The organism is Streptomyces sp. BBFR51, assembly GCF_044591655.1.
Lineage (GTDB): Bacteria > Actinomycetota > Actinomycetes > Streptomycetales > Streptomycetaceae > Streptomyces.
Window position 1 is genome coordinate 7398136 of record NZ_CP172448.1, and the last position, 15753, is coordinate 7413888.

General features: G+C 68.0%; 13 protein-coding genes and 2 pseudogenes. 11 read left to right on the forward strand and 4 right to left on the reverse strand.

Features of this window, described 5'->3' with window-relative positions; genetic code table 11:
- Positions 1–189 precede the first annotated feature (189 nt).
- Positions 190–684, forward strand: coding sequence for a hypothetical protein (locus tag ACGH7X_RS33555; protein WP_399892532.1), 495 nt, complete (start codon positions 190–192; stop codon positions 682–684).
- Here ACGH7X_RS33555 and ACGH7X_RS33560 read toward each other — a convergent pair.
- A complete protein-coding gene (locus ACGH7X_RS33560; protein ID WP_399892535.1) occupies positions 650–1432 on the reverse strand; it encodes an IS5 family transposase in 783 nt (260 codons plus the stop codon). The genes ACGH7X_RS33555 and ACGH7X_RS33560 overlap by 35 nt on opposite strands.
- Before the next feature lie 321 nt (positions 1433–1753).
- Between ACGH7X_RS33560 and ACGH7X_RS33565 the strand changes: the two genes are divergently transcribed.
- Positions 1754–2335: a DUF4352 domain-containing protein gene (locus tag ACGH7X_RS33565; RefSeq protein WP_399892538.1), complete on the forward strand. Its 582-nt coding sequence runs from the start codon at positions 1754–1756 to the stop codon at positions 2333–2335.
- Positions 2336–2558: 223 nt separating this feature from the next.
- Positions 2559–2954 (forward strand): DUF5958 family protein, encoded by a 396-nt coding sequence (locus ACGH7X_RS33570; RefSeq protein WP_399892541.1) that lies wholly within the window; start codon positions 2559–2561, stop codon positions 2952–2954.
- A 55-nt stretch (positions 2955–3009) separates the two neighbouring features.
- Here the strand turns inward: ACGH7X_RS33570 and ACGH7X_RS33575 are convergent, their stop codons facing one another.
- Positions 3010–3618 carry a DUF4253 domain-containing protein gene (locus tag ACGH7X_RS33575; protein ID WP_399892544.1) on the reverse strand — a complete coding sequence of 203 codons (609 nt, stop codon included), beginning with the start codon at positions 3616–3618 and terminating at the stop codon, positions 3010–3012.
- Between the two features lie 180 nt (positions 3619–3798).
- Between ACGH7X_RS33575 and ACGH7X_RS33580 the strand changes: the two genes are divergently transcribed.
- From ACGH7X_RS33580 to ACGH7X_RS33605, 6 genes and pseudogenes are all read left to right on the forward strand, one after another.
- A complete protein-coding gene (locus tag ACGH7X_RS33580) occupies positions 3799–4056 on the forward strand; it encodes a hypothetical protein (protein ID WP_399892547.1) in 258 nt (85 codons plus the stop codon).
- Between the two features lie 90 nt (positions 4057–4146).
- Positions 4147–6390, forward strand: a complete 2244-nt coding sequence (locus ACGH7X_RS33585) for an ATP-binding protein (RefSeq protein ID WP_399892550.1) — start codon at positions 4147–4149, stop codon at positions 6388–6390.
- Positions 6391–6392: 2 nt separating this feature from the next.
- Positions 6393–7103, forward strand: coding sequence for a response regulator (locus ACGH7X_RS33590; protein WP_399892553.1), 711 nt, complete (start codon positions 6393–6395; stop codon positions 7101–7103).
- Positions 7100–8194 carry a ComEC/Rec2 family competence protein gene (locus ACGH7X_RS33595; RefSeq protein WP_399892556.1) on the forward strand — a complete coding sequence of 365 codons (1095 nt, stop codon included), beginning with the start codon at positions 7100–7102 and terminating at the stop codon, positions 8192–8194. Before ACGH7X_RS33590 ends, ACGH7X_RS33595 begins: the two co-directional genes overlap by 4 nt.
- 429 nt (positions 8195–8623) lie before the next feature.
- Positions 8624–8971: pseudogene (locus tag ACGH7X_RS33600) on the forward strand (MBL fold metallo-hydrolase); the annotation flags it as partial.
- 295 nt (positions 8972–9266) lie between these two features.
- Positions 9267–9745: pseudogene (locus ACGH7X_RS33605) on the forward strand (sensor histidine kinase); the annotation flags it as partial.
- 14 nt (positions 9746–9759) lie between these two features.
- Here the strand turns inward: ACGH7X_RS33605 and ACGH7X_RS33610 are convergent.
- The gene (locus ACGH7X_RS33610) at positions 9760–11226 is read right to left on the reverse strand and encodes an MFS transporter (protein ID WP_399892559.1); all 1467 of its coding nucleotides are present in this window, start codon (positions 11224–11226) and stop codon (positions 9760–9762) included.
- 353 nt (positions 11227–11579) lie between these two features.
- On the opposite strand from ACGH7X_RS33610, the gene ACGH7X_RS33615 reads away from it, so the two are divergent.
- Together ACGH7X_RS33615 and ACGH7X_RS33620 are read left to right on the forward strand one after the other, a co-directional pair.
- Entirely contained in the window at positions 11580–12584 is a 1005-nt protein-coding gene (locus tag ACGH7X_RS33615) for a dipeptidase (protein WP_399892562.1), read from the forward strand.
- Between the two features lie 190 nt (positions 12585–12774).
- The gene (locus ACGH7X_RS33620) at positions 12775–14169 is read left to right on the forward strand and encodes a serine hydrolase domain-containing protein (protein ID WP_399892564.1); all 1395 of its coding nucleotides are present in this window, start codon (positions 12775–12777) and stop codon (positions 14167–14169) included.
- Positions 14170–14196: 27 nt separating this feature from the next.
- On the opposite strand, the gene ACGH7X_RS33625 is transcribed toward ACGH7X_RS33620, so the two are convergent.
- Positions 14197–15402, reverse strand: coding sequence for a PucR family transcriptional regulator (locus tag ACGH7X_RS33625; RefSeq protein ID WP_399892567.1), 1206 nt, complete (start codon positions 15400–15402; stop codon positions 14197–14199).
- Positions 15403–15753 lie beyond the last annotated feature (351 nt).

Below are 15753 nucleotides of genomic sequence, written 5' to 3' on the forward strand. Positions count from 1 at the left end.
GTACAGCAGGAAGTTCACCCAGGCGGGAAGCCCGTTCGAACCGCACGTTCCGTCATCGGTTGAGATACGGCTTCTTAGAAGCTGTTGTCTTTCCGAGAGTGCGGGTGTGTTTGCGCTGGTCAGGTGTAGGGGTGGTGTTTCGGCGGGAGGGACGGGTTGTTGTGTCGTCTCTTCGATGGAGGTGCCGGGATGCCGTCGGTGATGGGGCTGCTGGAGGAGCGTGAACGCGTCGCTCGGCAGCGGGTGGATGCTCTCCAGGCCGAGTTGCGGGAAGCGGAGGCGGTGTGGGAGCGGTTCGTGATTGCCCGTGAGACGGTGGGTGAGGTTCTGGCGGAGCCTCGCGGAGGCCAGGACGTGGTGCCGGTTGTGGTGGCCGGTGAACGGCCGGTGCAGGTCAGGCAGGCGGTACCCGGCTCAGTGGTGCCTCACTGGGAGGAAGGGGTCGCCCCGGTGGTTCTCGCGCCGGACTACCAGCGGATCATGGCCGTGCTGGCCGGCGGGAACGGGATGCGCGGGGAGACGATGGACTGTCGTCAACTCGCGGTCGGCCTCGGGCTGGAGCCGGTCCCGGCGAAGGTGGAAGGGGTGCGGTCGAAAGCCAAGCGGCTGGCCGCGCGGGGCTGGTTGGCGGAGGAACGTCCGGGGCTGTTCAGCGTGCCTGTCGGGCGAGGCGGCGGCTCATGACCGTGCTCATCGCCCACTTGATCACTGCCTCCGAGGTGTCGGTGCGCGTCTCGTAGTCGCGGGCCAGTCGGCGTGAGTGCATCAGCCACGCGAACGTGCGCTCCACCAGCCACCTCTTCGGCAGCACGGTGAAACCGCTGGTGTCGTCGCTGCGTCTGACCACGGTCAGCGCGATCCGCAAGGCGTCGCGGGCGAGGTTGACCAGGCGCCCGGTGTAGCCGCCGTCGGCCCACACCCGCGTGACGCGCCAGTGCCGTTCACGCAGCCGGGCCAGGAGTGTCTGCCCTGCTTCCCGGTCGGTGACCGAGGCCGCGGTCACCATCACGGTCAGCAGCAGTCCGAGGGTGTCCACCACGATGTGCCGCTTGCGGCCGTTGACCTTCTTCCCGCCGTCGAATCCCCTGGTCGCGCCCGGCACCGACGCGGCTGCCTTCACCGACTGCGCATCGATGATGCCGGCCGTCGGTTCCGGGTCCCGGCCCGCGGCCCGGCGGACCCGGTCGCGCAGCCGATCGTGGAACTCGGCGGTCAGGCCCTTGTCCCGCCAGCGCCGGAAGAACGCGTAGACGCGGTCCCACGCGGGGAAGTCCGCAGGCATCGCCCGCCAGGTGATGCCGCCTGCGACCAGATAGCGCACTGCATCGACCATCTGCCGGTGGCAATAGCTCTCCGGTTGCCCGCCGCGGCCCTCGAGCCAGCCGGGAGCCGGCATCGCGTCACGTACGACGGCCCACTCCGCGTCGCTCATGTCGGACGGATACTTCGGTCGCCTGTACGGCCGGTCCGCGGCGTTCCCGAACCGGTGAGCGAGACAATCACACGACGGAGACACCGAGTTGGACGCCATCGATGCCGGCACGGAAGACTGCAGCACCAGGGGCCTCCTGTTGCTCGTTTGGATTCGACACCCTCGAGCTGTGCGGGAGGCCCCGCTTTCATGCCCGGTCGGCCACGAGATCACCCGACCGAGTCGACGACCTCGAACTCACGCCCACCAAGATCGATAAAGCAACAGCTTCTTACATGGGCGCATGATTTCCCTGACACACCAGCCACCCAGGGGGACCCCATGCGCCGCCGCACTACCATCCTGCTCATCACCAGCCTCGCCGCCCTCGCAGGATGCGGAAACAGCAGCGGAGAACCCGACACCATCCGTGTAACCGTCACCCAGACCGTCACCGCCCACCCCAGTGGCAAGCCCGCCGCCGCACCAGACGACGGCATCTACAAGATGGGTGACAAGGCCACCATCAACGACACCGAGAGCAACATCCGTTTCACCGCTCAGGTCGTCGAATACCAGCAGCCCTACAAAGGCCCCCAGCCCCAGAAACCCTCCGACTTCCAAGGCGGCGACACGTGGGCCACCGCCAGTATCAAGGTCTGCAACGAGGAAGGTGAGACCTTCTCCGTCGACCAGAGCGTGTGGTCCCTGGAGTACGCGGACGGCACCAGCGTGGAGAGCACCGGTCTGTCAGGAGGGGACATGCCGAAGCCCGAGTACCCGATGGACAAGGCCGTGAAGGCGGGTCGTTGCGCCGCCGGCCTGATCGCTTATCCAGTCGACGGGAGTAAGCGGCCCGAGCGCGTGGTGTACAGCCCTGAAGGGCTCGACTCCCTGGAGTGGGCCATCTCCGAAGCTGACTGACTGGCCATACGCCGCCGTCCCCGGTCCGACTTCCCGCGGATCCCCCTATCGGTGCTGGTGTTGGCCTTCGTCCTGGCACGCGAAGGCGTCCTCCTCGACCAGGTTCGCCCACTGCAGGGACCACCCGCTGGGCCGACAACGCAGACGGCGTGGCCGGTCTGGCGGTGCTGCGCGGAAACCTGATCACGGCTGCGGAGCGGCGTCCGTCCCACGGGAGGCAGTCATGAACGAACGCGACGTCCTGCTCAGTGAGCTCGCGCAGGGGTTTCGCCCGATGTCAGAGGGCATCGAATGGTTCGACGGCCTCAGCCAGGAAGAGCAAACCGGGGTGCTGCTGTTCCTGCGCCATCACTGCGTCCAGGCGCGCGCTGTCAGCGAGGACGCGCAGGAGGCCATCCGGCGTGCCGGGCTGCGCCCGACGCATACGCCTGCGGTGCTGATCTCACGAGGCCGGATCGACGATCAACTGGGAAAGATCGCCGGTCTCGCACCTCTCGACGAACGCCGCAAGGCGTTCAGGCTGCTGATCGCGGTACTCACGATCGCCGACGCACGACGCCGCGAACGCTTCTGCTCCGATGGCTGCAGTCACTGGTGGCACAGACTGTCCGCCGACTGAAGCCCCTGCACCGGACCCATGAAGGCCAGTTCTCGGTTGGGCGTCTGCGACAGGATCAGTCCCACCAGAAGTCCCAGCGGCGGGCGCCGGTGATCCGCTCGGCGTATGCGGCCAGTGTGTACGGCCTGCTGCCCTGCCAGATGTTGTCCGGGCAGAAGGCCAAGTGCTCGGCCGTCACCAGAAGAGCCTTACGCTCGCCGGCAGGACGACCGTGGAGAACTTCGCGGTGTCGTTGTCGTAATGCAGGGCCGGCCCAGCCCGCGGCTGTCAGAGCCTCGGCACCGGATGCTGCGGCGACGAGCCCCAGGCGTGCCTGTGGATGGTCGGCAAGGAACGCCTGCGCGAACTCGGAGGCCAGTTGATCGGGGTTCGTTGTCGTCTCCCGGCTGGGCGCGAGCCCGGGCCAGGTCTGCCCGAAGGGAGCCGTGACGGCGAGGCGCCTGTCGGTGTCGAGTATGTCGTCTTCGTCGACGGCTGTGTAGGTCGCCCACCACTGTGCCAAGAGGCCGGCAGAGGCGTGGCTCGCAGGGGAGGACATCTGCTCGGGAAAGACCTCTCCGGATCCCCATGGGCGGAATTCGCCGTCGTTCGGATTCAGCGAGTCGAGCAGCAGCGGCCAGAGGCCGGAGCGTGTGTGTTCGCCATCGCTCCTGTCTACCCTCACCCGTATGACGATCGACTGGATAGCGGAAGCCCAACGCCTGGCCTATGGGCGATGCTTTGACGAGTTCAGCAGCCCGGCCTCGGGACAGGACTCCTCCCCAACGCCGCTGTCCGAAGCACAGGTCTGCGAGGCGGAGACGGGATTGGGGGGTTATATCTCCCGTCGAATACCGGGGAGTACTTGCTCCGACAGAGCGCTGGCGGCGCGATGAACCGCCTACGCCGATCCGCGGCAGGCTGGGGCTGGCAGGAAGACTCAAGCACCAACTACGACCTGCTCACCATTGCCTTCCCACATCCTGACTCCAACCGCGCTTACGAAGACGAGCTGGACGCACGTGAGCCGCTGGAAGAGAACTTCCCGGACCACGACGCCTACCAGCAGGAATGGAAGCAGTGGGATGCGGTCATGAGGGGGCGCTGTTCTGTAGGCGACTGAAGATCGCAGACCGGCCCGCTACCGAGCACTGACTGCTGTTTGTGCCCAAGCGTCAGAAAGCGTCCCTGGCATGGTCTTCATGCAGCTAGCATGCTGGGAATCACTGTTCACGAGAGGCGGCGCCGGTTGGCCAGGCATCATCTGCGCTTCGCGCCCAAGATCCTCACGCGTCTAGGTGAAGAACTCGTTCCGCATCCAGACATGGGGATCATGGAGTTGGTCCGCAACGCGTACGACGCCGACGCCACTGAGTGCAGCATCGAGTTGGTCGACTCCGGGCGCCCTGGCGGCTCGATCATCGTTTCGGACAACGGACACGGGATGACCGATGCCGAGCTCACCTCCGACTTCCTGCTCATCGGCAGTTCTAGGAAACCTTCGTCGCCGCTCACCCGCAGTGGGCGAAGGCGGGTCGGTGAGAAGGGCCTTGGGCGTCTGGCGGCGCTTCGTCTGGGCCGCCGCGTGAAGGTCACGACACGATCCGAGGCGACCCTAGGGGTGCAGTACACCCTGGACATCGACTGGGACGAACTAGACTTGGCTCGTGCGGTGGAGGACGTAGCGCTCGAACTCCGCGACGTCCCGCCTCACGCCCGCGTGGGAACTCGTATCGAGATACACGATCTCCGGCAGGGTCTGAGCGTCGCGGATGTCGACAGGCTGACGCGCTCACTCACGCTGCTCACGGGCCCATTTCAGACCGAGTCGACATTCAAGATCCTTTGGAATCAAACGGCGTTCGGACACGAGGACCTCACCTCGGCCGTGACGGATGAACATCTGCAGTGGGCCGAGTTCCACCTGTCGGGGCGGCTCGGTGCGGATGGCAGCCAGTCAGCGGAGCTCAGGGACCACCACGGGCATCTGATCGGCACCGCAACGGCGGATGACCTTCGATCCGCGGCCGCAGGAGGCGGACGCCGAACCATCACCGGTGACGGCCAACGTCTCTTCACCAGTTCTCCTGCGGCCAAGTTCGACCTGTGGATGTTCAACCTCAACCCGAGGCATTCGGTCGCCCTGCGTGACTCGATCCAGCCGACACCAGAGATCAAGACCTGGCTCGCAGATGTCGGCGGTGTGCACCTGTATCACCACGGGCTGCGCGTCCAGCCCTACGGCGACCCTGACGACGACTGGCTGAGCATCAACGTCCGCCGCGCTGTGCTCTCCGAATTTCGGCCCTACACCAACAACTCCGTAGGGGCACTGGTCGTCAACGACCCGGAAGATCGCCTCCAGCCAAAGACGGACCGTAGTGGTTTCGTCCAGAACGCGGCCTTCGGTGAGCTACGCGAGTTCGCCCGGTCCGCGATCGAGTGGGCATCACAGCGCCGTCGCCAGATTCGCGAGGCCGAGCGGCAGGAACAACGCAAGCGTGCGAAGGCGCAGACGGCCGACGCCGAGGCCGAATTCACTGAGGCCAAGAAGGCTCTTGAAGAGCAACTTGCGGACAACCAGGGCCGGCTGGACGGCAACTTTGACCGTGCCTCGGTGCAGCGCATTCTGACCACCTCGCAGGTTCTCGCGGACCAGCGTCTGCGAGAGATCAAGGATCTCCACTCCGAGCTGCTCCTCTATCGGGCCCTCGCCACTGTGGGAACGAGTACCGCCGTGTTCGCCCATGAGGCGCAGCAGCCCGCTGATCGCATCCTCCAGGAAGTGCGCACGGTCGACCGGAGGGTGCGTCGGGATCTGGATCCGGCAATCGTCGACGATCGCTACAAACCGTCTCTGAGCGCCATCACGGACGGAGCCCGCACCTTGCAGATCTTTGCGAAGCTCCCCCTGGAACTACTGGTCCGCAAGAAGCGCGATCTGACATACGTGGACATCGACGACGTGTGTCTGGCCACATTGCGGCTGTTCCATAACTTCCTGAGTGACCGCGGCATTCACGTCACCCAGGACCTCGACTGCCAGAACCTTCGCGTACGAACCTACGAGGCTGCGGTCGAATCCATCGTCTCCAATCTGCTCGTCAACTCCATCCACGCGCTGACGCGCACGGATGGCGGTTCCGAGCGCAGGATCCATCTCGCAACGCGCTCCTTCGTCGACAAGGACACCCCGTGGATCCGCCTCATCGTGGATGACTCGGGCCCAGGGATCCAGGATGCCTCCACCGAAGAGATCTGGGTTCCCGGATTCACGACGCGAGACGGCGGGACGGGCTTGGGGCTGACCATCGTCCGTGACACGGTCGGCGACATGTTGGGTCGACAGGAAGCGATCAAAAACGGTCCTTTGGGAGGAGCCCGCCTCCTGGTCGAGTTGCCTGCCTCGACGACAACCCCCGCCGCCGGGACCACGAATGACGAACAAGAGGAGTGACGATGGCTCTGCACCCTGAGGGTGTCCACAAGGTCGGCATCGTGGACGATGTGAGGGCCGACGCGGAAGCTCTTGGTCGGCTCTTCGAAGACTTCGATATGCGGGCTCTGATCATGCCCCGGCCGCAGCCCCGCGCCACGGCGGAGGAATATTTGTCGACGCTCCCTTCTCTAGACGTACTCGTCTGCGACCACCAGCTGAGCAACAGCTGGCCGGTCGCGTTCACGGGAGCGGAGCTCGCCGCTCGGGCCAACAACAGCCCTCACAAGCTCCCGGCCATCGTTATGAGTACGCATGTAGGCACCCACGAAGCATCCTCCATCCACCGTTGGCGGGCCGACATTCCCGCTGTCGTCCCCAAGCAGGCCGACGAAGAAGAAGTCCTCGGCGCCGTCCGGTACGCCCTCGAAGAGGCGGCCGGCAAGTGGTCACGAGAGCGGAGCCGGTTCCGAACCCCGGTCGAGGTCCTCGCCGTGCACCCGGCAGGCGCAACGCCGTATGCCGAGGTGCTGGTCAGCGGCTGGAGTCTGACGGAGGTGGGGCACCTGCCACTCCTGCGCTTCGAGGAGGACACCGGGCTCCCGGCTGACGCTCTGCTGCCAGGCACTTGGTTACGGGCCGAGGTCAACTGCTACGCCCCTCGGGCTGAGGACCTCTGCTTTGCGCACATCTCCCTGGCCCCCCAACTGTCCGAGGAAGTCACCGCCCTGTGACCGTTTCTCTACTCCCCCGTCAGAGTGCATCTCCCGAGGACGATCTAGCGGTCACCATCTTGGATGTCGGCCATGGAAACTCCGCCATCGTACGCGACGGAAAACGGTGCGCGGTTGTCGACGCCGCGGACGACACCACGCACGCCGAACTTGAAAGACTCGGCTGCATGGACCTTGAGGAGGTCATCGTCTCGCACGTCGACAACGATCACATCGCGGGAATGAACAGACTCCTCCTGGACCCGCGGTGGTCGCTCGGCCGCGTTAGGGTCAACGCCGACGCGTCCAAGGACACTCGGGCCTGGCGGCACCTGCAGGAAACTCTTCAGCTCGTGTCGGACGACAAGCGCATCACGGGCATCCTGCCGGCCTACACGGATACGGGCCTGCCCATCCGGGTGGGCAGGGCAGAGCTCGAAGTGTGTCACCCCCGGTCGCTGATGGCGCTCTCGGGTCCGCGCACGCGCGATGCGCGGTTCGGCACGGTGACGAGCAACACCATGTCCGCCGTCATCCGGATTCATCTCGACGGCGCGGCTGCCGTGCTCCTCGCCAGCGACATCGACGGCGTCGGCTTGCGGGACATCTTGGATCGCCGGAGCCAGCAACTCTGCGCGGATGTCCTCGTCTTCCCGCATCACGGCGGCCTCCCTGGGGCTATGAATCCGGTGGAATTCGCCCGCTCGCTCACCTCCGCGGTTAGCCCGCGCATGGTGATCTTCTCCATGGGGACGAGCGGCCGAACGGCCAATCCGCGACCGGAAATCATCGAAGGAGTACGGGCGGCGGCACCCGACGCACACATCGCCTGCACGCAACTGTCGGTCCACTGCCATGAGGTGGGCTCTCCTGCGCCATCCGAAGGGCACCTCTCCAAAGCCATGGCCCGTGGCCGCTCCACGAGTCGCTGCTGCGCAGGCAGCATCGTGATCACCCGCACTGAGAGCGGCTTCCAGTACACGCCGCCGCTGCCTAGTCATGGCGAGTTCGTGCTCGCACTGGCGTCAGGGACAGAGACAGGAACGTTGCCGTTGTGCCGTGCGGGAGCGTCGCCGATCCCGAACCCTTCAACTGGCCAAAGCGTCAGATAACAGCAAGTGGATGAAGTCAGCCGTTCCTCGGCCCAGCCAGTTTTGGTGTAACAGAGCGTAGTCCAGCACACCCAAGTGGGCGGCTTCGTGTTGCTGCCGTTCGCATGCCGCCAGATCCTCGCCCCGTTTGAGGACGGCGAGCACGGCTTACAGCCCCTGAGACCGGCACGTCCAAGTCGCCCGGGTCAAGCTCAAACGCCTCGTGATCTGCTGCACCCTGACCGAGCCCGAACCCGAACCGAATGCGACCTGCTCACCATGCCTCGATCGGCAAATTGAGTCCGCGTGAAGGCAACCCGAGCCCGGCCTGATCCAACGCCATCAATGCAGGACCGGCTGATGGCTCGCACAACGCCCCTTGTGGCTGAGAGAATTAAGAACGACTTCTGGCCCAAGAACCACACGGACTATACGCCGCTGCCTGGTATGTGGCCAGACATTCACATGACGCCTGCGCAGGGGGTGCAGGCCCACCTTGACCTGCAGGGAGGCGCTCCGGGCGGGGTGCTGCTGCCGATCCACTGGGGCACGTTCAATCTGGCTCCGCATGCGTGGGCGGAGCCGGGGGAGTGGACGAAGGACGCGGCCGAGGAGGTCGGTCAGTCGGTGGCGTTCCCGCGGCCGGGTGAGCCGTTCGAGCCGGCGGGGAGGCTGCCGGTGGAGGAGTGGTGGCGGGCGGTGTCGGGTCCGATCGCGCACCCATGGCGGCGTCCCCGGATCGCTGAGGGTGTGGCCGAGACGAGCAAGGGCGATCTCGACCTCGCGGGGGAGCGGTGAGGCCGGTCGGGGACAAGATGGGGGAGATGGTGCGGATGCTGGAGCGTCTCCCTGCTGACGAACGGCGTCGCCTGCTGCGAGCCTTGGACGGAGCGCCGCGCGTGGAGTGTGAAGCCACAGCTCAGCGCTTCAGGCCCTTGCCGTCCCTGGAAGGCCCGTCTCGGGTGGTCGTCCGAACGCGCATCGTGCGGCGCTGAGCTTGCGGGAAGGGGTCGGCTGGGGAGCGCTCGGCCGCACGCCCGGACGGTGTCGGTGGAAGCGCCTAGGGTGCTGGCGCATGTCTGCCTCGTCAGCGTCCCCCGCGGCCGACCCCGAAGCCTTCGGTCTGACCGCCCTCGCCTCCCGGCTGACCGAGCAGCACCCCCTTACCGAGCGGCCGCTGACCCTCGCATGCGACGACACCACCCCGGCATACGCGTACGGGAATCCCGACGACTGTGAACGGCTGCTGCGCTACCTCGTCGACGACGCCGTCCGCCACGCCGCGCACCACGTGCAGGTCACCGTCCGGACCGGGGTCGACCGGGTGGTGCTCGCGGTGTACGACGACGGGCCGGGCGTGCCCGCCGAGGACGCCGAGCGCGTCTTCGAGCGCTTCGTCCGGCTCGACGACGCCCGCTCCCGCGACCGGGGCGGCACCGGGCTGGGACTCGCCATCGCCCGCGACCTGGCCCACCGCCACCGGGGACCCTCGCCCTTACCCCACGCGCCTTCGGCGCCTGCTTCGAGCTGAGCCTGCCCCGGGCCATCGGCTGTGCCGTGGAAGCCGGATGACGGGGCGAGGGCGTCTACGCCCCCGGTATCGGATCCGCGACCCTGGCCGCTTCGGGTATGCCGCTCTTCGGGGCGCGGCCGGGCATGAACGCGACGATGGCGAGGGGGAGGACGGCCAGGACCGCGGCGAGCAGGAATCCGAACCGGAAGCTGCCTTCGGTGGGCAGTCGAGTGACCGGATCCGTGCCGCTGGACAGCGCGGCGGCGGAGATCTGGACGCCGATCGCGGCGCCGATCCCGCGTGCCACCATGTTGACGGAGCTGGCGACGCCGGTGTCGGCCGGGTCCACCGACGCGATGGTGCCGGCGTACAGGGCGGTGCCCGCGGTGCCGACGCCGATGCCGACGGCCACGACGAGGCTGAGCACGACGTGCCACGGGGCGCTGTGCCAGACCGCCGCGAACAGCAGTCCGGCGGCGGTGACGCCGAGCGCGGCGGCGACGACCACACGTGATCCGAACCAGCGGACCAGTTGCCCCGACAGGGGGCCGACGAACATCGCGCAGAGGTACGCCGGGAACAGGTAGAGACTGACCTGGCTGGTGGAGGCCGTGAAGCCGAACCCGGCCACCTCGGAGGGCATCGCGAGCAACTGGGGGAACAGGTACGCCGGGACCGCGGACCCCGCGCCGAGAACTCCGGCGACGACGACCGAACTCCACACGCCGCGACGACCCAGAAGACGCAGGTCGATCAGCGGCGAGGCCGTCCGGCGCTCCACGGCCACCCAGCATGCTCCGGTGACGAGCGTGACGCCGAACAGGACCACGGACTCGGTGGACAGCCATCCGGTGCGGGGGATCCGGGACAGGTTGAACGTGAGCGCGCCGAGCGCGACGGCCAACAAGAGCGCGCCCGGCCAGTCGAGCGGCTCCCGCCCCGCACGAAGGGCGGCGGGCGACTTGCGCCGGGGCAGGGCGAACTGGGCGGCGACGGCCAGGGCGGCCACCAGCAGGGTGGGCAGCAGGAAGACCCAGCGGCGCCCCATGGCGTCCGCGATCGGTCCGGCGACCACGATCCCGAGGCCGGTACCGGCGATGAAGGGGCCCGTGACCAGCCCGACGGCCAGGGCCATGCGCTCCTGCACGTACTCACGTACCAGCGTGAACGCGACCGGCAGGATGCCGACACCGATGCCCTGGAGTATCTGCCCGGCCAGCATCACGGGCAGCGAGTCCGCGAAGGCCGAGAGGCCCGCGCCCGCCACGATGATCCATGTCATCACGAGCAGCATGCGGCGTCCGCCGTGTATGTCCGCGAGCTTCGCCGTGACCGGTCCCGTCACCGAGCCGCTGAGGACCAACGCCGTGGTGAGCAGTGCCGCTTGGGAGGTGTTGAGGGAGAGTTCGTGCTGCAGGAGCGGAAGCACGGGGACGGGGACGTTCTCCAGGGCGCCGACGGCGACGGCGAGGACGGCCAGCACGGCCATGCCGGCACGCGGAAGGCCCTGCCGAGCGGGAAGTGGTGCGGGTTCGGGCACGAGGGCCTCCAGGAGTGAACGGGGATGAGAGGGGAGCCGCGTGGGGGATTGGCACTTCTGGACTGACGTTCACGGCGCCGGCACGGGCGGCGGACACGTCGTGGCTGGAAAGAGTGGCGGCGTCGACACCGCTTCAACAATCGACACGGGTCGCAGTTCACGTGACGAAAGCCGGCCGGCTGTCGCACCGCGTCCGTGGGGCGACCGGCCCCGTACGCCTCGTCATCCCGACTGCGCGCGCCTCGCGACAGATGTCGCCCGGAGGGACCGCGTGCTCCGACAGCCGGCGCTCGCCAGCCGCTCGGCGCGAACCTAGTATGCGGCCGAGAGCCGCTATTACTCATGGGAGATTCATGCCGCAGGACCAGGTGAAGACGCAGCCGGGCTTCACGGCCGAGTACGCCCGGGCACTGGTGTGGGAGCAGCATTGCTGCCTTCCCCTGGACCCGGACACCCGCGTCGACGAGCTGTGGCGGTACGCCGAGGCGGGCGCTTCGTTCGTGTCGGTGAACGTCGGCTACGCGCCGCACGACATCACCGACACGATCAGGGTCCTGTCCGCGTTCCGCCGTCACGTACTCACGAACCCCGACCGCTACGTCATGGCCGACTCGGCCGACGACGTGCGCCGGGCCAAGGAGTCCGGGCGCCTCGCGGTGGCCTTCGACCTGGAGGACACGCGTCCGCTGGGGGGCCGCATCGAGACGGTGCAGACCTATTACGACCTGGGTGTGCGCACCATGCTGCTGACCTACAACCAGCAGAACGAGGCGGGTTCGGGCTGTCACGACGCCGTCGACGGCGGCCTGACCGACTTCGGCCGGGACGTGGTGGCGGAGATGAACCGTGTGGGCATGGTGGTCGACGTCACCCACTGCTCCTACCGCACTTCGATGGACGTCTTCGCCGCGTCGAAGGCGCCCGTCGTGCTGTCCCACTCCTCGGCGCGCGCGCTGCACGACCACGAGCGCAACGTATGGGACGACCAGATCAAGGCATGCGCCGCGACCGGTGGCGTCATCGGTGTCAACGGCGTGGGAATCTTCCTCGGCGACAACGACACCAGCACCGAGGCGATCGTCCGCCACATCGACCACACGGTCGACCTGGTGGGCTGGGAGCACGTCGGGCTCGGTCTCGACTACTGCTTCGAGGCCGACGACGTGAACGACGAACTGACCCGGAATCCTGAGCTGTTCCCACCGGGCTACGACAAGTGGGACCGTATCGACTTCATCGAGCCGGAGCGACTGCCCGCGATCGCGGCGGCGCTGTCGGATCGGGGTTACTCAGGGGAGGCCACCCGAGGAATCCTCGGCGAGAACTTCCTGGGCGTGGCGGAGAACGTGTGGCGCTGAAAGGGAAGGCGAAGCCCCTCCTGCCGACCCGGCTCCTCCTCGCCGGCGACGCGTGTGGACGCTCTGCACCGACCGTGTGAGCCGGACGGTTCGATCTCACCCGCCTGCACGACAGCCGTCGAAATCGTGACGGTCGAGAATGGACTGGCGTCGCGTGTGGCCCGCAGCGTGCTCACCTATGTTTGGTGTCATGATGACGTCCAAGGAGCTCACGCGCCGGCTCGTGGAGCTGGCCGGGAAACACAATGTGGTGGGTGCCTCCGCGGCCCTGTGGCACGACGGCACGCTCGTCAGGGCGGAGGCCGGGACGGTCAACGTGGACACGGGTGCGCCGGTGCTCCCGGGCACGTTGTTCGCGGCCGGGTCCGTGACGAAGGTGTTCACCGCGTCCCTGGCGATGACCCTCGTCGACGAGGGACTGCTCGAACTCGACGCACCCGTGCGGGCGTACCTGCCGGACTTCGAGCTCGCGCATCCCGAGCGGTCGGCGGCGATCACCGTGCGCATGCTGCTGAACCACTCGTCCGGCCTGCCCGGCGACTACATGCCCGACCTGCCCCCCGGCGACGACGTGCTCGAACGGCTGATGCGGGAGCTGACCACCCTGCCGGTCACGGGAACTCCCGGCGTGCGGTGGTCCTACAGCAACATGGGCATGGGCACCCTCGGCCGCATCATCGAAGTGCTCACCGGCGAGGAGTACCACGCCGCGCTCCGCACCCGCATCCTCCGGCCCCTCGGGCTCAACGCGACCGCCGACGCCGAGGAACTGCTCCTGCTGTCGACCGCCGTGGGGCACACCGTGGACCCGGCCACGGGCAAGGCCTCACGCGTCCCCCGTCTGCGGGCCTGGCCCGAGAACGGCCCGGCCGGGTCCCGCCTGTGGCTCGACGTCGACGCCCTGATCGGACTCGGCCGGATGCACCTCGACGGCACGACACCCGACGGCCGCCGAATCCTGTCTCCCACGTCGCTCCACGAGATGCGCGTGCCCCAGTTCGACGACTACTGGGGCTGCTTCCCCATGTACGTGAACTACGGGCTCGGCTGGGCCATCGCCCGGGAAGGCGACGACCCGGTCCTGGTGCACGGCGGCGCCAACTTCGGCATGCACTCCAACCTGTACGTCATCCCGGAGCAGAAGGCCGTCCTGGCGGTGCTCACGAACAGTACGACCGGCCACCAGCTGTACACCGAGCTGTGCGAGACCCTGCTCGAGGAGTGCTTCGACGTCCGCAGTCCGGCTCCGACATACCCGCCGGAGCCCCGCGTCGAGGTCGACAACGAGCGGTTCACCGGGGTCTACCGGTCACCCAACGGCGAGGTGTCCGTCGAAGTGCACGACGGGCGGCTCCACCTCCGGACGACCCCGTCACCGGAGTTGATCGCCTGGGAGCGGCTGATGGGCGGTACGAGCGGCGGCGGACGGGCCCTGCCCCTCGTCTGCGTCGACGGCGAGCGGCGGCGGTTCTCCCTGGGCCTCGGCCGTCCGGGCGCCTACGGGGCCGTGCAGTTCTACGAACCGGACGCGGACGGTCGCCCCACGCTCATCCGCGTGGGGACGCTCTACGAGCGCATCCCCTGACGGGACTCCCGTTCAGACGGGTCCCTTTCAGACGAGCCCCAGAAGCCGGGAGACCTTGATGCCCAGGTGGAGGAGGAGGCGGTGTTGCCCGTCGGAGAGGTCGAGCTCGGTGACGTCCTCGATACGGCGGACGCGGTGGTACACGCTCGCCCGGTGCAGACCGAGCCCGACGGCGGTCGCCCGTGCGTCTCCCGCCTTGTCCAGATACAGCTCGGCCGTGGTGAAGAGCTCGCGGTCGGCCTCGAGCAGCCGCCGCACCGCGGGGTGCACCCCGTAGCTGCCGAGCTGGTCGAAGGGGTGGCCGGCGAGCAGGGCGTAGATGCCCAGCGCGTCGTGCGCGACCAGGGGGGCGAACGAGGGCACCACCTCCGCCACGCGCAACGCGTCGAGCGCCTGCGCGTAGGACGTCACGGCCTCGTCGAGCCGACGGGCGGGGCTGCCCGTCGCGACGTGCACGTCACGCCACTTCGCACTGCGGCCCAGCCGCTCCAGGGACGTGGTCCTCAGCGTCTCGGGCAACTCCGGTGAGCGTCGCAACACAGCGCTCGACATGACCAGGACCGCGTGGTCCGGCCGGACGAGGCGCAGGCTCCCCCGGTCCCCGAGTCGGGCGGAGGCCGCGTTCAACGCGGCCTGGAGGGCCATCCTGTCGTCTTCGTCGACACCCTCCGTGCCGACGGGAAGCGGACGTGCGACCACGACGGTGACGTCGCCCCGCAGCGCGAACAGACCGCCCTCCACCAGTCTGGCCGAGGCCATGCCCCTCACCCGTTCGTCTTCCGACAGCAGGTCGCGCACCAGCTCGCCCTCCCGAGCCGCGCGCAGGTGCGAAACCACGCGCTCGCGGAAGCAGACGGCGCCCGCGTCCGCCGCGGCCTCCGACGCCAGCCCGAGCTGCTCCTCGGTGAGTGAACCCTCCGCGTCTAGCAGCCACAGGTAGCCAAAGCGCACGTCCTGGTACACGACCGGCACCACCACCCGCGGCAGGATGCCGAGACCGTCGTCGGCCGGGAGCCGCACCGGGCCGGTCTCGCGCCCCAGCCGCTGCCGGCGCAACCACGCGAGCGCCTCGGGCGGCGCCTCCCGGTTGAGGATGACACGCGCGCGCCACTCGTCGCCCTCGTCGAGATGAGCGCTGTAGGCGAGCAGTCTGAAGTCCAGGTCGTCCACGGCGACCGCACGTCCGAGCCGATGCGCGAGGGTGTCCACCACGCGCTGAAGTTCTTCGAGCACCCGATTCACCATCCTGCCGCAGGGCGGCCACGCCCGTCCGCCCACGACTCCCGTCGGCGCCTCTCAGTGGTACCACGCGACACGACACCGGTCATGTGTGGGCCCGGCACACGCGACATCCGACGCGTGCGGCGGCGCGACCGCTCGTCCCGGCGGCGACGGCAACGTGCGGCCGGAGGCCGCGGGCGGCCGGGCCGGCCGCACGACAGATGTAGAAGCGCCGACGCCGACAACGCAACGCGGGCCACATGTCCCGCCGAACGGAGTGCGGGAGCCTTGAGGGGTTCGGACACGACGGTCAGACCCGGAGGGCTCCTTGCGTGCAGCGCCGACGACACGGGTGCCGCGTCG